At 58.2% G+C, this 23,418-nt stretch carries 15 protein-coding genes; 7 read left to right on the forward strand and 8 right to left on the reverse strand.

What is annotated here, in order from left to right; translation table 11 throughout:
• Positions 1 to 265: 265 nt before the first annotated feature.
• Positions 266 to 1,573, forward strand: a complete 1,308-nt coding sequence (locus AC6I8A_RS22885; RefSeq protein WP_265303508.1) for an IS4 family transposase — start codon at positions 266 to 268, stop codon at positions 1,571 to 1,573.
• Positions 1,574 to 1,613: 40 nt separating this feature from the next.
• Here the strand turns inward: AC6I8A_RS22885 and AC6I8A_RS22890 are convergent, their stop codons facing one another.
• From AC6I8A_RS22890 to AC6I8A_RS22905, 4 genes are all read right to left on the reverse strand, one after another.
• Entirely contained in the window at positions 1,614 to 2,387 is a 774-nt protein-coding gene (locus AC6I8A_RS22890) for an FCD domain-containing protein (protein WP_036650080.1), read from the reverse strand.
• Between the two features lie 78 nt (positions 2,388 to 2,465).
• On the reverse strand, positions 2,466 to 2,783 hold the full coding sequence (locus AC6I8A_RS22895) for a PTS sugar transporter subunit IIB (protein WP_008110135.1): 318 nt from the start codon (positions 2,781 to 2,783) through the stop codon (positions 2,466 to 2,468).
• Positions 2,784 to 2,792: 9 nt separating this feature from the next.
• Positions 2,793 to 4,220 (reverse strand): glycoside hydrolase family 1 protein, encoded by a 1,428-nt coding sequence (locus AC6I8A_RS22900; protein ID WP_497819278.1) that lies wholly within the window; start codon positions 4,218 to 4,220, stop codon positions 2,793 to 2,795.
• A gap of 9 nt (positions 4,221 to 4,229) precedes the next feature.
• Complete coding sequence (locus tag AC6I8A_RS22905; RefSeq protein WP_256698526.1) at positions 4,230 to 5,564, reverse strand: PTS sugar transporter subunit IIC; 1,335 nt, start codon at positions 5,562 to 5,564, stop codon at positions 4,230 to 4,232.
• 168 nt (positions 5,565 to 5,732) lie between these two features.
• Here AC6I8A_RS22905 and AC6I8A_RS22910 point away from each other — a divergent pair, with 168 nt between their 5' ends.
• Positions 5,733 to 6,044: a PTS lactose/cellobiose transporter subunit IIA gene (locus AC6I8A_RS22910; protein ID WP_061719101.1), complete on the forward strand. Its 312-nt coding sequence runs from the start codon at positions 5,733 to 5,735 to the stop codon at positions 6,042 to 6,044.
• A gap of 84 nt (positions 6,045 to 6,128) precedes the next feature.
• The gene (locus tag AC6I8A_RS22915) at positions 6,129 to 6,758 is read left to right on the forward strand and encodes a LysE family translocator (RefSeq protein ID WP_479485604.1); all 630 of its coding nucleotides are present in this window, start codon (positions 6,129 to 6,131) and stop codon (positions 6,756 to 6,758) included.
• A 69-nt stretch (positions 6,759 to 6,827) separates the two neighbouring features.
• Here AC6I8A_RS22915 and AC6I8A_RS22920 read toward each other — a convergent pair whose 3' ends face one another.
• On the reverse strand, positions 6,828 to 7,313 hold the full coding sequence (locus tag AC6I8A_RS22920; protein WP_293792541.1) for a hypothetical protein: 486 nt from the start codon (positions 7,311 to 7,313) through the stop codon (positions 6,828 to 6,830).
• A 172-nt stretch (positions 7,314 to 7,485) separates the two neighbouring features.
• Positions 7,486 to 9,672: a TonB-dependent siderophore receptor gene (locus AC6I8A_RS22925; RefSeq protein ID WP_265302135.1), complete on the reverse strand. Its 2,187-nt coding sequence runs from the start codon at positions 9,670 to 9,672 to the stop codon at positions 7,486 to 7,488.
• Positions 9,673 to 9,950: 278 nt separating this feature from the next.
• On the opposite strand from AC6I8A_RS22925, the gene fes reads away from it, so the two are divergent.
• The 4 genes from fes to entS all read left to right on the forward strand — a co-directional run bounded on the left by fes (position 9,951) and on the right by entS (position 21,343).
• Positions 9,951 to 11,309, forward strand: coding sequence for an enterochelin esterase (fes, locus tag AC6I8A_RS22930; RefSeq protein WP_497819279.1), 1,359 nt, complete (start codon positions 9,951 to 9,953; stop codon positions 11,307 to 11,309).
• The gene (locus tag AC6I8A_RS22935) at positions 11,302 to 11,523 is read left to right on the forward strand and encodes an MbtH family protein (protein WP_256698520.1); all 222 of its coding nucleotides are present in this window, start codon (positions 11,302 to 11,304) and stop codon (positions 11,521 to 11,523) included. Before fes ends, AC6I8A_RS22935 begins: the two co-directional genes overlap by 8 nt.
• A gap of 50 nt (positions 11,524 to 11,573) precedes the next feature.
• Complete coding sequence (locus AC6I8A_RS22940) at positions 11,574 to 19,976, forward strand: amino acid adenylation domain-containing protein (RefSeq protein WP_497819280.1); 8,403 nt, start codon at positions 11,574 to 11,576, stop codon at positions 19,974 to 19,976.
• 104 nt (positions 19,977 to 20,080) lie between these two features.
• A complete protein-coding gene (gene entS, locus AC6I8A_RS22945; protein WP_497819281.1) occupies positions 20,081 to 21,343 on the forward strand; it encodes an enterobactin transporter EntS in 1,263 nt (420 codons plus the stop codon).
• On the opposite strand, the gene fepB is transcribed toward entS, so the two are convergent.
• Together fepB and AC6I8A_RS22955 are read right to left on the reverse strand one after the other, a co-directional pair.
• Entirely contained in the window at positions 21,340 to 22,290 is a 951-nt protein-coding gene (gene fepB / locus AC6I8A_RS22950; protein ID WP_497819282.1) for a Fe2+-enterobactin ABC transporter substrate-binding protein, read from the reverse strand. The two genes, entS and fepB, sit on opposite strands and share 4 nt — an antisense overlap.
• A gap of 191 nt (positions 22,291 to 22,481) precedes the next feature.
• Positions 22,482 to 23,411, reverse strand: coding sequence for an ABC transporter substrate-binding protein (locus AC6I8A_RS22955; protein WP_293792535.1), 930 nt, complete (start codon positions 23,409 to 23,411; stop codon positions 22,482 to 22,484).
• Between the last annotated feature and the right edge of the window lie 7 nt (positions 23,412 to 23,418).

Here is a 23,418-nt window from a genome sequence, read left to right on the forward strand (position 1 = left end):
TGGTGCAGTAATTAATGCGGATCCATAAGAAAATAAATAAAGGCTTCAGTTTTCAGCGGTTAAATAATTGGGGGCAATGTTACATTGCACCGTGGCGGTGCGCATAAATGCGCACCTGGTCGCCATGAATGGCGACCCTACGACAGCGGGTTTGTAGGGGCGCCATTTATGGCGTAATGCCGATCAGTTAAGCCCGAAATGATCGGTTGAACGATCCTCCAGTTCTGCAAAAATCCGTAATCTCACAGGAATTACGGATTTTTTTATGTTACTCAGTCAGGCTCTCGATGCCGTTCTTAACTTTACGCCCAAAGAGTTCTCCGCGCTCTCCGATCTGCTCTCGCCTGAACTCATCGACGAATGCCTGGCTGATACTGGTATCGTGACCGTGCGAAAACGCCGTCTTCCAATGGAGATGATGGTCTGGGCCGTTACCGGCATGGCCCTGTTCCGCTCGCTTTCCATGAACCAGATTGTTTCTCATCTGGATATCGTTTTGCCGGGCAAGCGCCCATTCGTCGCGACCAGCGCGGTTGTGCAGGCGCGTCAGCGGCTCGGAGAAGACGTGGTCCGCCGGGTCTTTGAAAAGTCACGCCAGCTCTGGTTTGATAAAACACCGCTGTCACACTGGAACGGCCTGACACTGCTGGCGGTCGACGGCACGCTGTGGCGGGCCCCCGATACGCCGGAAAACGATAAGGCCTTTGGGCGGACGGCAAATGCACACAGTCAGTCTGACTGGCCTCAGCTGCGCATGGTCTGCCAGATGGAGCTGACAAGCCATCTCTTATCGGGCGTGAGCTTTGGCAGCGTGACCGAAACCAGCGAGGTTGATCTTGCGGCACAACTGGTGGGACAGACGCCGGATCACTCGCTAACGATCCTGGATAAAGGCTTCTATGCGCCCGGCTTCCTGCATTACTGGCAGACCTCGGGGGTGGAAAGACACTGGATGCTACCTCTGCGCAACGATGCAAAATACCGTGTTCTGCAAAAACAGGGCTCAGGCAGCGAGCTGATAGAACTGGACCTGTCGTGGCAGGCGCGTAAAAAATGGAAAGATGTGCCGGAAACGCTGACGGCGCGACTGATAAGCAAAAAGGTTAACGGGAGAGTGGTGAAAATCCTGACGTCAATGTGCGATCCATTGCGATATCCGGGAGGGGATATCGTTGATCTTTATGGACATCGCTGGGAAATAGAACATGGCTTCCGGGAGATGAAGCAGCATCTGTTGAACAACGAGCTCACGCTGAGAAGCAAAACACCGGAACTGGTGAAGCAGGAGTTATGGGGCGTTGCGCTGGCGTATAACCTGCTGCGTTTTATGATGGCGCAGATGGCCTATAGCCTGAAAAACGTGGAGCCTTATCAGCTGGGGTTTAAGCAGGCGGCACTGTACCTGACAGGTCAACTGAGACTCCTGCCTGCGGTAGCGCCGGGAAAAATTCCGAGAATAATAGATGAAATAATGGCGATGGCGGGAAGCTTCGTGCTGCCAACCCGGCGGACGAGACATTATCCGCGAGCGGTGAAAAAGAAGCCGAAACGCTATGCGTTCCGGCATGATTAAGTCTTAACTGACGAGCATTACGCCATTTATGGCGACCTCATCACATCAATTTACCCTGAAAAATCGGTACCGATTCGAACAGATAGCCATCAAAGTCCGGCGCATCGGCATCGGATAACTCCAGCAGCGTGTTCTTGACGTTTTCCAGGTGCTGCCACATCGCCTGCCAGGAACCCATCACATCACGACGTCGTAGCGCGGCCAGAATGGTTTGATGATCGCCCAGCCACTTCAGGCGATAGGCGCGGGTCTCATACTGCGGCCGCAGCTGCTGCCACAGCGGGCTGGCTTCGTGGTGGCGCCAGACGCTGGTGACCGTATCGAGCAGCATCTGATTTTGCGTCGCGCCCGCCAGCAGCAAATGAAATAACTTGTCATTATCCTGGCTGCTGTCGTTGAGCGCGATGGCGCGCTGCTCCTGCTCCAGCGTGCGGCGCAGGTTTTCGATATCGGCTTTGGTGGCCATTTTCGCAGCGAAGGCGGCGATATTGCTCTCCAGCAATTGACGCGCCTGCAACATCTCAAACGGGCCGACATCGCTGCGGAAAAAGGCCTCTTCCGCATCCTCGCTTTCTGAAGGAATGCGCATCACGTAAACGCCGGAACTTTGACGTATATCCACCGTGCCTTCCAGCTCCAGCATCAGCAACGCTTCACGCACAATGGTGCGGCTTACGCCCCAGGTTTCCGCCAACTGGCGCTCTGGCGGCAGTCGTGAGCCAACCGGGTAATGGCCATCGAGGATTTGCTGACGCAGATGCTGACCAATTTCCTGATACTGCTTTTTCTCTTGTGGCGCTTCGGCTTTTTCCACGCTCTCACCCTTTTGCATCATGGTGCATTCGGCCCGGCCGCGTCCTGTGCGAGCCGGAACCTGACTGCTATCTGGGCGCTAGTGTACCAAAGCCAGCGCCTGATCGAGTACCTTTGCACCATTCAACGTACCGTAAGCCACGGTATCGATCACCGCAATCGGCAGCTGATAGCTGTCGGTCAGCTTTTTATTCTCCTCAAGCTTAAAGCGCACCTGCGGTCCCAGCAGCACCACTACCACGTCCTGACCGTAATTTTGTAACTCTTCACGCAGGTTCTGTTCCGGGATGGCGTAGATCTGGTATTCAAGACCGCGTGCTACCGCCTCTTTCTCAATGCGGGTAACTAACATCGAAGTCGACATGCCTGCTGCGCAGGCCAAAATAATGCGTTTCATCGGTGGTCCTTATTTGGCTTCATCGTCAATGTTGAGGGTCAATTGCTGGGTGTCACGCAACTGACGGAACCAGTGCGCGGATTTCTTCATGCGCCGCTGCCGCTGGTTGTCGAGGTCGATCTCGATCAGTCCGTAGCGATTTTTGAAGGCGTTCATTGGCGAAACATTGTCGGTAAACGCCCACAACATGTAGCCCAGACAGTTGCTGCCCGCTTCACGCGCACGCACTGCCTGGTAAAGGTGTTCAGCAATAAAGTTGATGCGGTAGTCGTCCTGGATTTCCCCCTGTGCATCCTTAAATTGCGCTTCGTTTTCGATGCCCATGCCGCTCTCGGCCACAAACCACGGCAGATTGCCGTACTCCTCTTTCATGCGCTGCGCCATGTCGAAGACAATGCGCGGTTGAATTTCCCAGCCACGCGAGCTGTTCATGCGGCGGCCCGGCAGTTCAAAATGTTCGTAGTAAAAGGCCGGATGGAACGGCGTCTCCGGATGCCACGCACGAGACGGCGCTTTTACGCGATGCGGATAGTAAAGATTTAGCCCCACTTCATCGACGGTGTTGGCGGCAATGATCGCCAGCTCGTCCTCGGTGACGTCCCACTGCACTTCATGTTTATCCAGCAGCTGCAACAATTCAGCGGGATAAACGCCTTTGATCGCCGGGTCGAGGAATACCCGGTTGTAGAACAGATCGTAGATTTTCGCGGCTTTCACATCGTGCGCCGCCGACGAGCGCGGATAGGTCACCTCAGGATTAAGAATGGTGCCCACCGTGCCAGCATAACCCTGCTGGCGGAACAGTTTCACCACCTTCGCCGTGGCGAGATTTTTATGATGATTCCACTGCATCCACTTATGCGTGTTCTGCTCATACGGCCAGCGCAGCGCATCAAGATAGACGCGCGTCTGCACCACAATCGGCTCATTGAAAACAAACCAGCGCGTCACTTTTCCGGCGTAGCGATCAAACACTTTTTCGACATAGCGGATAAACAACTCCACCACATGTTTTGATTGCCAGCCGCCGTACTCTTCCAGCAACTGCAGCGGCAGTTCGTAATGTTCGAGGCACAACATCAGTTCAATGCCCTGACGTTGCATCTCATCAATCAGCTGGTCGTAATAGGCTGCGTACTCCTCATCCACCACCGCGTTTTCATAGTCGGTGAGAAAACGAGACCAGTTGATTGAGGTGCGATAGTGCGTCAGCCCTGCCGCTTTCATCAGCGCCACGTCTTCGCGGAAGCGGTTGATAAAATCGGTCGCCACCGCCGGTCCATAACCGTTGTGCCAGACATGACGATCCTGCTGGTACCAGGCATCCAGATAGGAATCCTGCCCGGCTTTTTTGCCGCTCCAGCCTTCGGTTTGCCAGGCCGATGCCGCCGCGCCGAGGATAAAGCCCTGCGGCAGCGCAATGGTGTGCTTACTCATCGAATCTCCTTAATTTTGTGCCAGCTCGGCTTGCAGATTTTTTGCTTCCGCCGCTTCGGCGCGACGTGCCGCCACTTTGACAAACGGCAGATAAATCAATACCGAAACCACGATGCAGATAATTTGCGTCACTACCGCGCCCATCGAACCGGCGGTAGACAGCCACGCGTTGATAATTGGCGGCGTGGTCCAGGGAACCATCACCACCGCTTTACCGGCGAAGCCCATCACCGTAGCGAAATAGCCAATTGAACCGGTGACTAACGGCGTAATGATGAAAGGAATAGCGAGAATGGGATTCAGCATGATCGGCATACCAAAAATTACCGGCTCATTGATGTTGAATAAGCCAGGTCCAAACGACAGCTTGGCGATTTCCCGCATCTCTTTGCGTTTGGTGGCAATCATTACCGCGGTTAACAGGCCAATCGTCAGGCCGGAACCGCCGATGCTCATGTACACATCCCAGAACGGCATGGTGATGATGTTTGGCGCTTCCTTTCCCTGTTCGAAGGCGTTCATGTTGACCAGAATCGCCCCCAGCAGCAGCGGCTCACGAATCGGTTTCACCATCTGGTTGCCGTGAATACCAATCACCCAAAAAAGCTGGGCAACAAACATCAGCAACAGAATGCCCCACAAGCTCTGCACCACCGATTCCAGTGGCTGCTGCACCACTTTGTACACCGCGTCGTACAGGTACATGCCGGTGATCTGATGGAAGATAAAGCCAAACGTAGCGACCAGCGAGACGGTGATGATCGACGGGATCAGGGCGGAAAATGACGCAGCAACGTTCGGCGGCACGGTATCCGGCATTTTGATTTTTAGCCGTTCAACCTGCTCCAGCCGGCAGTAAATCTCTACCGACAGAATGGCGATAAACATGCCGAGGAACAGACTTTTGGTATCGGAGAACTGTTTCGCCAGCACATCGGTGACCACATGCATCTGGCCATCCACCAGCATTTGCAGCGTGGTGGGCGTCACCGAGATGAAGCAGATGATCGCCAACAGGCCGGGAAACAACGTTTTGATACCGTTGATGCGGCCCAGTTCGATACCAATCAGAAACACCGCGCCAATATTCAGAAAGCTCAGCGTGGCGTAGTTAATGCTGCTGGTGATCGGTTTTAAATCGGCGAGAAACGACAGCGCAGAGAAACTGGCGAGTCCATTTTTCGGGTCCAGCACCATGTTGGAAATCAGCACCGAAAACGCGCCGACAATGATCACCGGCATCAGCGTGATGAACGAGGCTTTGATCGCCATGATGTAGCGGTAGCTATTGAATCGCGTGGCAAAGCTACCCAGCGAATCGATAAGACGTTCCTGTAGAGACATTGGTCAACCCTCAGCGGTTTTAGGTGTTATGCATCAGCTTGATAGTTCGTGGCATACCAAAATGGCGATATTCGCGCTTAATTTCTGTGATCATGCTCGCGGAACTCCTTTTTGGTATTCCGGTAGCATCGTTACCACCAATTTGGCATACCAATAAGTGAGGCGAATATGGATTTTGAACAAACGATGATGGAGTTGCTGATTAATGCCGGTGAGGCAAGATCGCAAGCCATGATGGCGATCCAGCAGGCGCGCAAAGCTGACTGGCAAGGTGCCGATGAGGCGTTGGCGGCGTCAGATGAGGCCGCCAAAGCGGCGCATAAAATCCAGACCGCATTGATTGGCGCCGATGAAGGCTGCGGTAAAGTGCCGGTCACGCTGATTTTAGTGCATGCGCAGGATCATCTGATGACGGCGATGCTGTGCCGCGATCTGGCGGGCGAGTTGGTGCTGTTACGGAAGGAGTTGCACGGGAAGTAAGGGTGCAATTAGCTAAACCATTCTGGAAGAATGCAGCTTCAGGCGATATAAAGTGAGTTCCCTTCCGCCATCGTAGAGGAACCTATGGCGCTGTCACATGAACTGATTCTGATCTACACCACCTATTTCGTCGCCACCGCCAGTCCTGGCCCGAGCAATATGGCGATTATGGGTACGGCGATGAAACAGGGACGCGGCGCGGCGCTGGCATTAGCCAGCGGCGTGATTGGCGGTTCGATGATGTGGGCGCTGCTGGCGACCTGCGGCGTGCTCACCGTGCTGGCCACTTTCGCACAACTGCTGATTGTGCTGAAGATTGGCGGCGGATTGTATCTGCTGTGGCTGGCGTTTAAGGCGGGGAAATCGGCGCTGCGTAAGCCAGATGCCAGCGAATTCGCGCCGGGCAGCGAAAAAGCGCACTTCGGCAAAATGTTTCGTCAGGGCATGTTGATGCACGTCGGCAATCCTAAAGCGATTTTGACGTGGGTGGCGATTATGTCGGTGGCGTTAAAACCGGGTGCAGCGGCATCAACCTTGCCGATGATTATTGCAGGCTGCGCGGCGATTTGCGTGCTGGTGTTTGGCGGTTATGCGGTGTTGTTTTCCACTGCGGTGATGGCGACATTTTATCGCCGCATCCGTCGTGGGCTGGATGCGCTGCTGGCTTGTTGCTTTACAGTTGCCGGATTGAAGTTGGTGTTTAGCCGGAGTTGATGTTTAGAGGTCGCCATGAATGGCGACCCTACAAAACCTTGCTGGTGCGCATATTTACGCACCCAAACATCACGAATTATTTGGCGGCGTGGCGTCGGTTTCGCTGAACGCGGGCTTCTGGCGCGTCACAGAATAGACCACGTTTTTCGGGCTGTTGGGATCGGTGGTGACATCCACAGAGGCGATGGTCACTTTGCCAAAACCAAACAGCGTCTGCACGTAACCTCCAATCTGGTGTTTACCAGGCGAAACGCGAATTTCTCTCTTCTCACCCTTCTTCAGCAGACCTGCATCCTGGCCATCTACCGTCACATAAATAGTAGAACCGTCATCGGTACGCGTCACCACATGCGAAATGTTGATTACCGTTGGGCCGGTTTCGAACGGTGAAGGCGAATCGTTGTTGTCGATTGGCGCGCCGGTTGCAGGCTGAGCGGCGGACGCGTCCGCAGTCGCAGTGCTGTCATGTGATGTACCCGTAACGGCGGCAAGGCGGGCGCAGCCGCTAAGCATGATTGTTGCCATCAAAGTGGCTAAAGTGAAGCGCGATAACATCGTGACGAAAAACCCCTGCTAAATGAGAAGCGTTCATTTTAACGCGCCTTGCAGAGTGATGACAGTCACACAAATACAGTATTTTCCGAAAACCGGCTAAGAAGTGTCTTAGTGGCAAGCGAGCCGCACGGAATGCGAAAGAAATGGCGGCCAGAGAGGCCGCCAGTGGGAATTACCAGCTGTAGCTGACGGACGCTACGATGGTGCGACCGCTGCCGTAGAAGCAGGCGCTTTCGTTACTGCATGACGCTACGTAATGCTTATCCGCGATATTGTTGACGTTCAGTTGCAGCGTGGTGCCGCGCAGCGAATTCGCCGCTTCGCCCAGCTCATACTTGGCCATCGCATCATACAAGGTGTAATGCGGGACTTTGTCGACGCCAATTTCGTCCGCTGGCGCGGTGCCGGTGTAACGCACGCCGCTGCCCAGCGTAAAGCCGCTCAGCACGCCATCGAGGAAGGTGTAGCTGCCCCACGCTGACGCCGCATGACGCGGAATGCTCGACGGTGAATGGCCGATACGCTCAGTAATGCTGCTCTCTTTGGTCACCGCATCCGTGTAGGTATAAGCCGCTAACAGTTTGATCTCCGGCGTAATCTGCGCATGCGCTTCGGTTTCGATCCCTTTCGAACGCACTTTACCAATCTGCTCGTTGTAGCCGGTCACGCTGTTATACGCCGTGATGTTTTTTTGCGTGATATCAAATGCCGACACGGTGAACACCGCATCCCAACCGACCGGCTGATACTTCACGCCCACTTCGGTCTGTTCGCCGGTAGTCGGTTTAAACGGATCGGTGCCTGGCGCGCCGCTGTTGAGGTTGGGTTCGAACGAGGTGCTGTAGCTGACGTACGGTGAAATGCCGTTATCGAAGGCATACAGCAGACCTGCACGGCCAGTGAACTTGTTGTCATTCTGCTGGGTTTGGCTGTTGTCGGTGCGATCCTGAGTGCGCACTTCACTCCAGTCGTGACGTCCAGACAGCAGCAGGTTCCACTGATTCCACTCCAGCTGATCCTGCAGATAAACGCCCACCTGATCGAGCTTTTTACGCGTGCTGGTGGTCAACGTCAAATCGCTCTCGTTGATGCTGATACGCGTTGGATTGGCCCAGTCGAGAATGTATTGATCGCCACTGTCGCGCCACAGTTTGTTATCCACGTCGCTCCATTTGTAATCCAGCCCGCCGAGCACAGTGTGCGCGATGTTGCCGGTTTCAAAAGTGGCTTTCAGCTGGTTATCAAGGCCCAACTCTTTCGACTTGATCTTGTCATGCTGCGGACGACGGTTGATTGAGTGATCGTTATCCGCATCAAAGGTGTACACCAGATATTTGTACGATTCGTCCATGTTGCTGTAGCGCAGATTCTGCGTGAAGCTCAGGTTGTCGTTGAGATTGTGCTCGAAGATATAGCCAATCGAGGTCTGTTCGCGCTTGGCTTCATTGAAGCTCGGATCGCTGACGTTGAAATCGTAAGGAATGTAACCCGCGCTGCTCTCTTTCAACGTACCGCTGGCCGGCAGGAAGTTACGGTAACCCGCTTTAGGCTCGTTCTGGTACATGGTCAGCAGCGTAAAGCTGGTATCCGCGTTCGGAAGCCAGGTCATCGCTGGCGCAATCGCCATGCGCTGCTGTTTGTTGTCCTTCACGAACTCATGTTTGGTGCTGGCGATACCGTTCAGGCGGTAGAACAGCGTGTTGTCATCATTCAGCTTGCCGCCGAAATCAAACGCCGCTTCACCCAAATGCTGGTTGCCGGTGCTGAGCTGTACTTTGTGAATGCTCTGCGCGGTTGGGCGCTTGCTGGTCATCGCCACAATGCCGCCTGGATTCACCTGGCCATACAGCACAGATGCTGGGCCGTGGATCATCTCTACGCGCTCCAGCAACCAGGGATCGATTTGCCCCGCTGCGCCCGCCTGGCCGGATAAACCGTAGCTCAGGCCATCGAGGAATTTCGGCGCATAGCGGAAACCGCGCGCGATGATCTCATCGTTTCGGTTGGAGTTACCGCGATAGTTGGTCAGCACGCCGCTGCTGTAGCTCAACGCATCGGCAACAGAAGCCGCGGCTTGATCGTCCATCTGCTCACGGGTAATCACCGAAATGGATTGCGGGGTTTTGCGCAGCGGCGTGGACGTTTTGGTGCCCGCCGCGCTCTCTTTCGCCACATAACCTTGCAGCGGCGAGGTCACGCTTTCACGCGTGTCGGCGTTTACGGTAAGGGTCTCTTCGGCGGCCACGCTGAAGGCAGCCGGTGCCACCAACAGAATTGAGGCCAGAGAAAGGTACAGAGGATTAAGTCTGAATTGACGTGCCACAGCAGGTATTGCTGAATTTCTTGCTTTAACGGACATAGTTGCCATCTCTATTTCAAACTGCCTTGTAGATGAAATAATCCGTTCAGTCGCCCTCGCCCAACGACAATGGCTGTAACGGATTGAAATATTACTCGCTTGCGTTATTTACGGTCCTAATCTCCCTGCGTGACGTCCTTCACAAAATAATCCACTGATAATCCGAAGGTTTCTTAGGCGCGAAAAATCATATTGCAAATGTAAATCGTTATCAATAGCATTTGCATTAGCTTTGGTTAAGTAAAGACAGTGAACAAAATGTGGAGATGGGTTGCAGGATGTTTCTAACAAGCGCAGAAAAAACGACGCAGACGTGGTTGCCCGCCGGGACAGTTGCGCAATGGTTGCAGCAGGCGGATTTGGGTAGCGAAGGCTGGTGGCAGCGGCTTTATGCGGTCGGTACGCCGCTGGTTGAGCGTGACGAAAATGGCCAAACGACCATGCACTTCTTCTGGCGCGATCCTGAAGGACATTCCGCACTTTCTTCCACTGAACGGGTTTACGTCGATATTAACGGCGTCACCGATCACCACAGCGAAGCGCCAGAAAGTCTGGTTCGCGTGGGCGACAGCAACGTCTGGCATTGGTTGACCGCCATTGAATCTGATTGGCGCGGCAGTTACAGCCTGATTCCCGCCACCGCACAGCAGTTGCCGCCGCTGTTTTGTGGCGACGATGCCGCCTGTCGCGCGCTACAGCGCAAGTGGTGGATCTCGCTGATGCCGCTGGCGATCCCCGACAAATTCAATCCCACGCCGCCATTTCTCAGCAGCCGCCGTTTTGCCTTAAGCAATGCGCACATGCCGGATGCGCCGGATCAATCCGCCTGGCGCGCGCTGGATGCCGGCATGGCGGAAACCTGGCCAGATACGCTGCAAACCCTGCAGTGGCACAGCACGTTGCTCAACGTCATGCGTAACGTCTGGCTCTACAGCACCGGCACAACAACTCAGCCCGAACAGCGTCCGCTGGCGATCCTACTCGACGGACAAAACTGGGTGTACGGCCAACCGATTTTCAGCGCGCTGGATCAGGTCACCGCCGATGGCGAACTTCCGCCCGCCTGCTGGCTGTTTATCGATGTCATCGATAGCCAGCATCGCGAAGCCGAATTGCCGTGCAATGAAACCTTCTGGCAGGCGGTGCAGCAGGAACTGTTACCGCTGGCACGCCAGCACGCAGCGTTCAGCGGCGACGCCGACCGCACGCTGGTAGCCGGACAAAGCTATGGCGGACTTGCCGCGTTGTATGCGGGTTTGCACTGGCCGCAGCGTTTTGGCCGCATTCTCACGCAATCCGGCTCCTTCTGGTGGCCGCATCTGCAATACATCCGCGACTACGCCAACCGCGAGCAGCACGCGCCGGGTTTGATACTGGAACGGCTGCAACAGGGCGATTTACCGCCGGGCAAGCTGAAGATTTTCCAGGAAGTGGGCGATCGCGAGGCAGACATGGTGTACGTCAACCAGCAGATCGTCCCGGCGCTGCAAGCCGCAGGCCATGAATTACATTTTCGCCGCTTCGCCGGAGGGCACGATGCGTTGTGCTGGCGCGGCGGTCTGATCGACGGCTGCCGCTGGCTGCTGGCCGATTTTCTCCCTACAACCTCACCTTCTGAAGGTAATAACCATGTCTGAACAACAGAATCCGTTTGATAACGACACGCTCGATTTTCTGGTGCTGCTCAACGCGCGTCAGCAATACAGCCTGTGGCCGGCTTTTGCTCCGGTTCCGGCAGGCTGGCACAACGTGGCGGGACCACTGACGCGCAGCGCCGCCATTGAGTTTATCGAAGCAAACTGGCACGACATGCGGCCAGCGACGCAACAGACGTCGTCTACCGCGCATTAATTTTTTAACTTTCTCTTTTTTTAATCGTTTTTCTCGACAGGAATTGTCCTTTGGCAACGTTTAATCCGGCCCCTTCAGCGGCCTATCCTTTAGTCGCGGCGCAGCCCGGCATCTGGATCGCTGACAGCATTGCGCAGCCGCGCAACCAATTTACCGTGGCGCACTACAGCGTGCTGCACGGCAACATCAATCGGGCGGCGCTGGACAGCGCCATTCAGCAAGCGATGGCGGAAGCCGATACTGTGCAGGCGCGCTTCGGCCTTGACGATAATGGCAATCCGGCGCAGTGGTTTGATGCGCAAGCGCCGGTCGCGCCGGAATGGCACGATTTCAGCCAGCGTGCCGATGCGAGCAGCCAGGCGCACAAACTAATGCAGGCCGATCTCGCCGCCGAGCTGCCCGCCGACGGCGACAAACCGCTTTATCGTCACGCGCTGATGCGCATCGGCGACGGCAGCTGGCTGTGGTATCAGCGCTATCACCATTTGCTGGTGGATGGTTTCAGTTTTGAAGCGCTGACCCAACGCGTCGCGGCGATCTATGCCGCCCTTTGCGCCGGAGCAACGCCCGCGCCCTCGCCGTTTACCCCGTTCACCACGGTGATTGAAGAGATTCAGCAGTGGCAGGATTCACCTGCATATGCGCGCTCCGCTAGCCACTGGCAAAGCTACGCAGCGGATCTGCCAGAGACGCTGACGCTGTCCAGCGAAAATGTGAGCGATCATGGCGATCGTCCGATCAGCTGTCAGGTCACGCTGCCGCAACTGGCCACGCTGCGTCAGCAACAACAATTGGCCGACAGTAGCGAAGGCGATATCGTCAGCGCGCTGTTGGTGGCTTATCTGGCCCGCTTCAGCAACAGCCAACGTTTGTCGATTGGCTTCCCGTTTATGCGCCGCATGGGTTCGGCGGCGATTTCCACGCTCGGCCCGGTGGTCAACGTGTTGCCGCTGATTTTCACCGTTAGCGATGAGATGACGTTGCCGATGCTGGTGCAGCAGGTGCAAGGCGAAATCCGCAAAGCGCGCCGTCATCAGCGCTATGAAGCAGAACAGCTGCGCCGCGATCTCGGCCTGGTCGGCAGCAGCCAGACGCTGTATGGCCCGGTGATTAACGTCAAGGTTTACCACGACGATCTGCAATTCGACGGCCATGCTGCCCCAACCCACACGCTGGCGATGGGCCCGGTAGACGATCTGGAGTTTGAAGTCGGCTTCCGCGATGGCGTATTACAGCTCACACTGGTGGCTAACCCGCGCCGCTACGATGCGCAAACGCTACAACGTCACGCCGAGCGTATCAGCCATCTGCTCACGCAGTTCGCGGCGGATGCCAACATGAGCCTGGGCGCGCTGTCATTGCTGGCGCCGCAGGAGCAGATCGATCTGCAACGCTGGTCGACCGGCCCCACCATCGTGCCGCCTGCCGATACCTGCACCATCGTCGATATCCTGTTGCAAGCTGCGGAGCAATACGGCGCGCAAACTGCGGTGGTGTGCGCCGAGCGCAGCCTCAGCTATCGCCAGCTCGCCGATCGCGCGATGCAACTGGCGCACCTGCTGATCGCACGCGGTTTACAAGCGGACGACGTAGTGGCGATTGGTATTCCACGTTCAGTGGATTCTCTGGTGGCGATATTCGGCGTGCTGGCGAGCGGCGCGGCCTATATGCCGCTCGATCTCGATTATCCACGCGAACGCCTGGCGCTGATGTGTGATGACGCGCAGCCTAAGCTGCTGCTGACGCACTCCAGCACGCTGGCGCAAATGCCTGAGTTGCCGCATCTGCGCATTGACCAGCTTGTATTGAGCGATTATTCCACCGCACGACCTGACACCCAACTGTGCGGCGACGATCTGGCCTACATGATCTACACCTCAGGTTCGACCGGCCGCCCGAAAGGCGTGATGAGCACCCATCAAGGTTTGCTCAATCTGTTCCTGTCGCACCGCGAGCATTTGTTCGGCCCGGCGATTGCGCGCTTCACTGCCAACAGCCCGCGCCGCATGCGCGCCGGTCACACCGCCTCCTTCTCGTTCGATTCTTCATGGGAACCGCTGTTCTGCATGCTGATGGGCTGTGAGCTGAATATCTTCGACGAAGAGCTGCGCCGCGACGCGTGGGGCTTGATTCAGCAGATGAACGCGGTGCCGGTCGATTTGCTGGATATCACCCCGTCGTTCTTCTCACAGATGATCGACAGCGGCCTGCTGGAAACCGATAACCATCGCCCCTCCTTCGTGATGATTGGCGGTGAAGCGGCCACGCCAACGCTGTGGAAGCTGATGCAGCAACAGCAGCAGATGGAGATTCACAACTATTACGGCCCGTCGGAATACACCATCGATACGCTGGGCGCCAGCGTCATGGCTTCGCCGCAGCCGGTAATTGGTCGTCCGGTGGGCAACAGCGAAGTCTATCTGCTGGATAACCAGCTGCGTCAGGTGCCGATTGGCTGCGCTGGCGAGCTGTATATCGCCGGAACCGGCATCGCGCGCGGTTATCTGCGCCGTCCCGATCTCACCAGCGGACGCTTTGTCGCTAACCCTTTCCGCGACGGCGATGTGATGTACCGCAGCGGCGACCTGATGCGCTGGCGGCAGGATGGTCAGCTGGCGTTTATTGGGCGTACCGATCACCAGATTAAAGTGCGCGGCTTCCGCGTTGAACTTGGTGAAGTGGAAAACGCGCTGGTGGCGCTGCCGGAAGTCAGCACCGCCGTGGTGATCGCCGAAGTGATAGGTGCCACGCATCGCCTGATTGGTTACTGCTCGGTGCAGGATGACGCGTTGCGCGCCGATGCCGATCTCAGCGCCCGTTTGCTGGCGCAACTGGCCACGCAGCTGCCAGATTACATGGTGCCTGCGGTATTGATGGTGATGGACGAATTGCCACTCAACGTTAACGGCAAGATTGATCGCCAGGCGCTGCCGAAGCCACAACAGGCGCACCAAAGTCAAAGTCGCGCCGCCAGCACGCCGCAGGAGCAGCTGATTTGCCACGCGATCGCCAGCCTGCTGGGGCTGGAGAGCGTTGGAGCGGAAGATGATTTCTTCGCGCTCGGCGGCGACAGTATCTCTGCAATGGGGCTCAGCACCGCCGCACGTCGCGCCGGTTATTTGCTGCGTCCACGCGAAATATTTGCCGAACGCACCGCTGCACGCATGGCGCGGGGGTTGCATCCGCTGGCGCAGCACCACACTGGCGCGCGCGTAGCGCAACAGGGCGCGATTGGCGGCTTGCCGATTCTGCACTGGTTCAACGCCCAGGCGGGAATCAATGCGCGCTTTGCGCACGGCGTGCTGCTGTCGGTGCCGCCGCAGTTGCAGCTCGCACAGCTGGAACAGTTAATCGATCAGCTGGCGCAGGCACATCCGGCGCTCAACGCCTTCACGCGCGGCGATCAGCTGTTTGTTGGCGAAGCGCTGGCGTCGCGCCCTGCCCGCGTGCGTGTGCTTGAGGTGCAGGATCGCGACCGCGCAGCGGAACAGGCGTTTAGCGAAGATGCGGAGGCGCTCGATCCGGCAAACGGCGCGCTGCTTCGCGCCACGCTGCTACAGCAAGACGGTATCAGCTGTGGTTTGGTGCTGACGCTGCATCACCTGATTGTTGATGGCGTCTCCTGGCGCGTATTGCTGGATGAGCTGCAACAGGCCGGTGACGCGCTGATCAATAACGCGCCGCTGGTGATCCCCGCAGAGGAAACCTCGCTGCATGACTGGTCAGCCGCGCTGCTGGCGAACCTGTCGGCGCGCGCCAGCGAGTTACCGTTCTGGCAACAGATGCTGGCCGAACCGCTGCCGCTTATCGGTGAACGAGCAATTCAGCTCCGCGATCGCCAACAGCATCAACGCACGCTGCTCGATGCATCCACCACGCACGCGCTGCTCAACACGCTGCCGCAGCACTATCGCGCCACCAGCGAAGAGCTGCTGCTGACGCTGCTGACGATGGCATTGCGCCAACTCAACGGCAGCGCACAGCAGCGCGTCACGCTGGAGTCGCATGGTCGTGCCGAACTGCATGCACAGCAGGATCTGGCGCGCACTGTCGGCTGGCTGACGGCGGAATTCCCGCTGCTGCTGCCGTTACCCGAAAATCCACACGCACCGCTCAATGAGTGCGTACGCGCGGTGAAAGCGGTGCTGCGTGCGGTGCCGGATCGCGGTATTGGCTACGGGCAGCTGCGCTGGCTTGATGCCCATCGCGGCGTGACGCTGGAAAAACTGGCGGCACAACACGCGCCGCAGGTGCTGTTCAACTACCTTGGACGTTTCACGCAGCGCAGCGGTGACTGGTCACCACAGCGCACCGCGCAGCAGTTCCGCGACACCTTTGCGGTACTGCAGGATGAGGCGCTGCCGCTGCAGCACGCGCTGGAACTCAACGTCTTCGTTGAAGAGCAGCCGCATGCGGCGCAGCTGGCGCTGAACTGGAGCTGGGCGGAAGGCGTGCTCAACGCCGAGGCGATTGCCAAATTACATCAGGCAATGGCCGCTACCGCACAGGCGCTGATCACGTTGGCACAACAGCAGCCGCAGCACGCCGCCAATACGCTGGTTGCCGCCGAGGTGGCGCTGGAAGGCGTTGATGATGCTGTGCTGCAACAGTTGTATGCGCGTCACGGCGCGTTCAGCCATGCGCTGCCGCTGCTGCCGCTGCAAAAAGGTCTGCTGTTCCACGCACAAACCACCGCGCAGCAAGGCAGCTATAACTCGTTAACCCGCCTGACAATCAGCGGCGATATCAGCCCCGCAGCGGTACAAACCGCGCTCGACGCGGTGTTACAACGCCATCCGCAGCTGGCGGCGCGCTTCGATGCTGAACTCAGCCTGCAACCGCTGCAGCTGATACCTGAAACGGAATTGCACTGGCCGCTGACGCTGCATCAGCTAGCCGACGAAGATGACCTTGTAGCGCTGGAACATCAGGCGCTGGCGCAGGATCTGTTTAGCCAGCCGATCATGCTGCAAGCCACGTTGATCTCCCATCGCGATGGCATGCGCTGGACGCTGCTGCTCAACGCGCATCATCTGGTGGTGGATGGCTGGTCAACGCCGGTGATCCTCAACGATCTGCTCAGCGCGCTGCGCCAGCACACCTTGCCCGCGCACAGCAGCAGCTACGCCGACATTGTGCGTCAGCTCAGCCAGCGCGACAGCCACGAAGCGCGTCAGCAGTGGCAGGAATGCCTGCAAGAGGTGCGTCCGACGCTGCTCTATCCGCAGGCTGCCGACAGCGCGGTCAATGAAAAGCGCATTACGCTGGATGCCACGCTGGAGCGGGAACTCTATGCGCTGTGCCGGGCGCGCGGCTTAACCCTGAACACCGTGATGCAGGGATTGTGGGGCTTGATGCTGTCGGTCGCCAGCGGCCAGCAAGACGTGGTGTTTGGTGCGCCGGTTTCTGGCCGTTTTGGCCAGATTGACGGCATCGATCAGCACGTTGGCCTGTTCAGCAACACGCTGCCGGTGCGCATGCGCTTCGATCATCAGCGTCCATTACTGGCGCAGCTCGCCGATCATCAGGCGCAGCAAATCCAGCTGATTGAGCAGGATTGCCTCGGTCTCGCCGAGATCCAGCAGCTGGTCGGTGCCGGAACGCTGTTCGATACCTTGCTGGTGGTGGAGAACTATCCGGACAACCAAACGCTGCTGGATGCCAACGCCGCCGTGCGCTGTGAAGCGATTCACAATCGTGGTTACACGCACTATCCGCTGACGCTGCTGGTGCTGCCGGGCGAACAGCTGACGTTGCTGATGGAGTATCGCGACTGCGTCAGCGAGCCGGAACGTCTGGCCGAGCGGCTGCAATTGCTGCTGCAACAGCTGGTCAGCACGCCGGATCTGCCGCTGACGCAGTGGAAGTTGCAAACGCTGGCCGAGCAATCGCTGCTCGCCTGGGTCAACAACACCGGCGTACAGCTGGAAAATGAAACCCTGCAACAGGCGATTGCCCAGCAGGCGGCGCGCACGCCGGACGCGCTGGCGCTAATGGATATGGAGCATCGTCTGAGCTACGGCGAAATGCAGCGTCAGGCCATGCTGCTGGCGGATCGCCTGATTGAAGCGGGCGTGATGCCGGGCGATATCGTTGCCGTGGCGCTGCCACGTTCGGTGCGCCTCAGCATTGCGCTTACTGCCATCCTGCAGGCAGGTGCGGCCTATTTACCGCTGGATATCGGTTATCCCGATGAACGTCTGGCTTACATGGTAGAAGATGCGCGGCCTTGGGTGTTGATCACCGAATCCGCGCTGGAAACCCGCTTCGCTGCGTTTGGCACGCTGATGATGTTTGATGGCTTAGCCGCTGAACACATTCAGCCGCGCCACTCTTTGCCGCAGGCGGATGCCAGTCGCCCGGCTTACGTGCTTTATACCTCCGGCTCAACCGGCAAACCGAAAGGCGTGGTGGTGAATCAGCGCGCCATCGTCAACCGCCTGCGCTGGATGCAGGCCAGCTATCCGCTGCGCGCCGATGACGTGGTATTGCAGAAGACACCGTGCAGCTTTGATGTTTCGGTGTGGGAATTCTTCTGGCCGCTGATGACCGGTGCGCAGCTGATGATGGCTCCGCCGGAAGCGCATCGCGATCCGCAGGCGCTGTGGCAGCTGATTGACGATTATCGCGTGACCACCCTGCACTTCGTTCCCTCGATGCTGGCGGCCTTTGTCGGCCATCTCGCCGCGCAAACCGATCGGGCTTGCCCGACGCTGCGCCGCGTATTCTGCAGCGGTGAAGCGCTGGCGTGCGATTTGGCGCGCAGCTATCAGGAAGTGATCGCCGCGCCGCTGCACAATCTGTATGGCCCAACCGAAGCCGCCGTTGATGTCACCTGGCAACCCGCCAGCGGCAGCGCGCTGGACGGCCTCAACGGGCCGGGCGTGCCGATTGGCCGTCCAGTGTGGAACACGCAGCTGCATATTCTCGATAGCCTGCTGCGTCCGGTGCCGGTTGGCGTGCCGGGCGATCTCTATCTCAGCGGCGTGCAGCTGGCCGATGGCTATTTGCATCGCGCCGACCTCACGTCACAGCGCTTTGTCGCCGCGCCGTTTGCCGAAGGCGAGCGCATGTATCGCACCGGCGATATCGCCAGCTGGCGCGCTGACGGTGCGGTGGAATATCTCGGCCGCAGCGACGACCAGCTGAAGATGCGCGGACAGCGTATCGAGCCAGGTGAAATCGAACAGGCGTTAGTGGCGCTGCCGGGCGTGGCGCAGGCGGTGGTCGCGGCGCGTACGCTGACGCAGCACGCCACGCCGGGCGTCGATAACCGTCAGCTGCTCGGCTGGCTGGTGGCCGAAGCGGGCGCAGCGCTGGATATCGAAACGGTGAAGCAGCAGCTGGGTGAACGTCTGCCGGCGCATATGCAGCCGGTCAGCTATCTGCTGCTCGACCATCTGCCACTCAGCGCCAACGGCAAGCTGGATCGTAAAGCGCTGCCGATGCCGCAGCTCAGCGCGCGCAGCGGTCGCCTGCCGCACAGCGCCAACGAGCGTCTGCTGGCGGATCTGTTCCAGCAGCTGCTCGGTTGCGACAGCGTATTTGCCGACGATGATTTCTTCGCGCTCGGTGGTCATTCGCTGCTGGCAATGCGTCTGGCGGCGGAACTGCGTCGTCGCGAGGTGCCGCCGCTCAGCGTCGGGCAGATCATCGCCGCGCGCAGCGTGGAGAAACTGGCGGCGCTGCTCGACGGCGATGCCAACAGTGAAAGCGGTGGCAACGGCGAACTGCTGCCGCTGCGTGCTGGTCAAGGCCCGACGCTATTCTGCATCCATCCGGCATCCGGCTTCGCCTGGCAATACAGCGCCCTGCTGCACTATCTCGACGGCGACTTCCCGATTGTCGGCCTGCAATCGCCGCGTCCACATGGCGTGATTGCTGCGTGTCACAGCGTGGAGGCGATGTGCGATCACCATCTGCAGGCGATTCGCCAGCAGCAGCCGAGCGGTCCGTATTTCCTGCTCGGCTATTCACTCGGCGGCACGCTGGCGCAAGGCATCGCGGCACGTTTGCAGGCGCAGGGTGAAACGGTGGCATTCCTTGGCCTGCTGGATACCTATCCGGCAGAAGGTCAGGACTGGCGCACGCCGGACGCCGACGAAGCGGAACAGGAAGTGGCGCGCGAGCAGGCCGAGTTTATGGCTGCGACCGAGGATGAGCGCGATCCGCTGCTGCGTGAGGAGAAGGCGGCAATGTTTAACACCATCGTCGCCAACTACAAAGACGCGGTCGCGCGCCTCACCGAAGCGCGCACCCCGCGTTACGCCGGCAACGCCACGCTGTTTATGGCTGAGAAAACCCTGCCGCCGGATATGGATGTGCGCGCCAGTTGGGCACCGTTCGTTGATGAATTAACCATCTTCCCGCTGGATTGCGAGCACGCCGATATTCTTTCGGCGGATTCGTTGAAGGTGTTGGGACCGTTGATTAATCGTTTGTTGGCGGGTTGAGGTTAGATACCTTTTTGTAGGGTCGTCATTTATGGCGACCGGCAACAACCGCGCATCGTAGGGTCGCCATTAATGGCGACCTCGTTCACATACACTGGAGAATCATGGCTAAGCCCTCGATATTCTTAGATTTCAGTTTGCTCAAAAACAACGCATCGTTCCGCGCGATATTCTGCGCGCGCATGCTCTCGGTATTCGCCCTTGGCATGCTGGCGGTTGGCGTGCCGGTGCAAATTCAGGCGATGACCGGCTCCACGCTGCAGGTCGGCGTGGCGGTCATGCTCGACGGCATCGGCATGTTTATCGGCCTGCTGCTCGGCGGCGTGCTGGCCGATCGCTACGATCGCCGCAAGCTAATTCTGTTCGCACGCGGCACCTGCGGCATCGGCTTTGTGCTGCTCAGCCTCAACGCCTTCAGCCCAGCGCCGTCGTTGCTGGCGCTCTACTTCCTCGCCTTCTGGGATGGCTTCTTTGGCGCGCTCGGCATGACTGCGCTGATGGCGGTGATCCCATTAATCGTTGGACGTGAACATCTGGCAGAAGCCGGTGCGCTCAGCATGCTAACGGTGCGCCTCGGCGCGATTTTGTCGCCCGCGCTCGGCGGTATGATCATCGTCGCGGCAGGTGTCGGCTGGGCCTTTGCGGTCGCCGCGATCGGTACGCTGGCGACGCTGATTCCGCTGGTGCGTTTACCGTCGATGAAGCCCGAACAGCAGGAACCGGAGCATCCGCTGCGTGCGCTGGCAAGCGGCATGCAGTTTGTCTGCCAGCATAAAGTGGTTGGCGCGGTAGTGCTGGTTGGCTTGCTGCTCAGCATGGTTGGCGCGGTGCGTATTCTGTTCCCGGCGCTGGCGCTGACCTATCACGCCGATGCATCCGCATTAGGATTGATGTACTCGGCGGTACCGCTGGGTGCGATGATCGGTGCTTTTACCAGCGGCTGGGTGCGGCAGTTGGCGCGTCCGGGATTGGTGCTGATTGGCTGTGCGCTGCTGGCGTTTGCCTGCATCGCCTCGCTCGGCCTTTATAGCCATCTTCTGCCCGCGCTGCTGGCGCTGGTGTGTTACGGCTACAGCAACGCCATCGCCTCGCTATTGCAGTTTATGCTGACGCAGCATCACACGCCGGATGCGCTGCTGGGACGCGTCAACAGCCTTGGCACCGCGCAGGATGTCACCGGCGATTCCGTTGGGGCATTGGGATTGGGTGTACTGGCTCGCGCACTGGCACCGCTGAGCAGCGTACTGTGGTTTGGCGGATTGGCGGCGGGATTGCTGGTGCTGCTGTCGCTGGCGGCGCGCGGTCTGCGCTCGGCGCGCCTCGGTGAACAACCGGACGCGCCACAACCCGCCACCGCCGATGCTTAACGGCTAAACTGCCGCTCGATGCTGCTGAGCATATTGCTGGCGCTATAGTAATCGAGGCGGAAGGTGTCGTTACCTACGGCAAAGATGTCGTGCTGCCGTACTGCCGGAAGATGGGCGAGGAACGGATTCTTCGCCACCTGCGGCACGGTTTTTTCATCGGCGGCGAACAGTAACAGCGTGTTGCCGGTAATACCATCGGCCATGTTTTCGCCGTTCAGCTGAATAATGTCATTGCGCTTGCCCATGCTGGTGCTGCCCTGAAAACTGGCGGGCGGCGCGGCCAGCGTGAAGCCCAAATCCTGCAACAGCGCGCCCTGCGCCGATGCTGGCGTCCACAAGTTCATTCCGCGTCCATCTTCGTAATAGACCAGCGCAGAGGTCGGCTGCGGCGGCAGCGTGATCTTGTGACGCACCGCGTCTACCCGTTGGTCGAACGCTGCAATCACCTTTTTAGCATCGGCTTCATGGCCGGTAATCTCGCCCAGCTGCAAGGTCAATGCCTGCCAGCTCTTGTCGCCGTAATCGATCACTAACACCGGGGCGATGGTTTGCAGTTGATCGTAAAGGCGCAGCGCCGAATCGCCGCCGGTGGCAGCCATCACGATCAAATCTGGCGCTTCGGCGGCAATCGCTTCGGCATTCGGCTGCGAGATATAGAGCGGCTTAACCTGTCGCGCTTTTGCCACTGCGCTCCATTGCGTGAAAAAACCCTGCGCATCCGACACGCTGCTGCTGCGACTGGTAGCCCCGGATCCCACCAGCGGCGCGTTAATCGCCAGCAAAGTGCCACTCAACGTCACGCTGGTAGAGACAATACGCTGCGGCGGCTGTTGGAGAGTGAACGGGCCTTTCGGTGTGGCGAGAGTGCGCGGCCAGGCGGCGTCGGCATATACATGGGTGCAAATGAAAAACAGGCTAAGTAGCAGAGAAAGAGCGGGGAAACGCATCAGGTTGTCCATCACTTGATAGTTGAGAATAAATATCATTATCAAAAATAAGTGCGGGTGCAAGGGAATTGTGCGTGGTTTCCCTCACCCTGGCCCTCTCCCGCAGGCGGGAGAGGGAATGTGGAGGTGGGCGCGGTCAGCTCCCTCTCCCGCGCGCGGGAGAGGGTTGGGGTGAGGGACAACGCACCAACCTACAACGAATATCGCGCCATAGGTGCCACAACTTTAATCACGCCATTGGCCTTCATATATTCACCAAACGCCTGATAGCGCGCCTGATCAAACTCCGCACTGTGCGCGGCGAAATACGGCAGCGTCGCCTGCCACGCTTCGTGATTGAGCGGGGTATTCAGCTCGGGATATTGCTTAATAAACGCCTGCCACGCTTCCTGCGGATGTGCACGCAGCCACGCCACACCGGCATCCAGACCACTTAAAAACGCCGGAATGCGTCTATCCTGCGCGGCAGTTTTCTGGTTTGCCACAATGATCAGCTCATCATAAGCAGGCACGCCATAATCTTCCGGTTTAAACACCGTTGGCTTGGCACCTTTGTCTTTCAGGTCCAGCAGCTCGTAGTTGCGGAAGATGGTCATCGCGCCATCAATCTTGTGCGTCAGCAGCGCGGAGGTGCCATCCATATTCAGGTTGATAAGCTTCACCGAGTCAGCATCAACGCCCTGTGATTTCAGCATATTGCGAATCGCCACATCTTCGGTGCCCGGCACCGCATAACCGATGGTTTTGCCCGCGAAATCTTTCAGCGAGTGGATATCACTCGACACCGTGGTCAGCGTATTCAGCGGCTGATTAATCAACGTGCCGACGCGGATCACCGGCACCTCTTTATCCACCAGCGTGTAGAGCTGCGGCTGGTAGCTGATGGCGAGATCGACTTTACCCGCCGCCAGCAGCAACGGCACCGAAGCAGAATCGGCCGGCGCGATCATCTCCACATCCAGCCCCTCTTTCTTAAACGCGCCGCTGTGCTGGGCAGCAAAAATCGCCGCGTGGTTGGGGTTAATAAACCAGTCGAGCAGCAGACGAACTTTCTCCGCCGCCTGGACGTTAGCGGTCGCCAGCAGCAGCAACGCGGTCAATGCGATTCGTAGGGTATTCACGGTACTT

It is taken from the genome of Pantoea sp. X-Soil-ISGK-275 (assembly GCF_059730795.1).

Excerpts from the sequence above, each read along its gene's own strand:
- AC6I8A_RS22935 (WP_256698520.1), top strand. The coding sequence starts at position 11,302 with ATGTCTGAACAACAGAATCCGTTTGATAACGACACGCTCGATTTTCTG.
- fes (WP_497819279.1), top strand. The coding sequence starts at position 9,951 with ATGTTTCTAACAAGCGCAGAAAAAACGACGCAGACGTGGTTGCCCGCC.
- AC6I8A_RS22920 (WP_293792541.1), bottom strand. The coding sequence starts at position 7,313 with ATGTTATCGCGCTTCACTTTAGCCACTTTGATGGCAACAATCATGCTT.
- AC6I8A_RS22910 (WP_061719101.1), top strand. The coding sequence starts at position 5,733 with ATGGATTTTGAACAAACGATGATGGAGTTGCTGATTAATGCCGGTGAG.
- AC6I8A_RS22885 (WP_265303508.1), top strand. The coding sequence starts at position 266 with ATGTTACTCAGTCAGGCTCTCGATGCCGTTCTTAACTTTACGCCCAAA.
- AC6I8A_RS22925 (WP_265302135.1), bottom strand. The coding sequence starts at position 9,672 with ATGTCCGTTAAAGCAAGAAATTCAGCAATACCTGCTGTGGCACGTCAA.
- AC6I8A_RS22895 (WP_008110135.1), bottom strand. The coding sequence starts at position 2,783 with ATGAAACGCATTATTTTGGCCTGCGCAGCAGGCATGTCGACTTCGATG.
- fepB (WP_497819282.1), bottom strand. The coding sequence starts at position 22,290 with ATGCGTTTCCCCGCTCTTTCTCTGCTACTTAGCCTGTTTTTCATTTGC.
- AC6I8A_RS22905 (WP_256698526.1), bottom strand. The coding sequence starts at position 5,564 with ATGTCTCTACAGGAACGTCTTATCGATTCGCTGGGTAGCTTTGCCACG.
- AC6I8A_RS22915 (WP_479485604.1), top strand. The coding sequence starts at position 6,129 with ATGGCGCTGTCACATGAACTGATTCTGATCTACACCACCTATTTCGTC.
- entS (WP_497819281.1), top strand. The coding sequence starts at position 20,081 with ATGGCTAAGCCCTCGATATTCTTAGATTTCAGTTTGCTCAAAAACAAC.
- AC6I8A_RS22900 (WP_497819278.1), bottom strand. The coding sequence starts at position 4,220 with ATGAGTAAGCACACCATTGCGCTGCCGCAGGGCTTTATCCTCGGCGCG.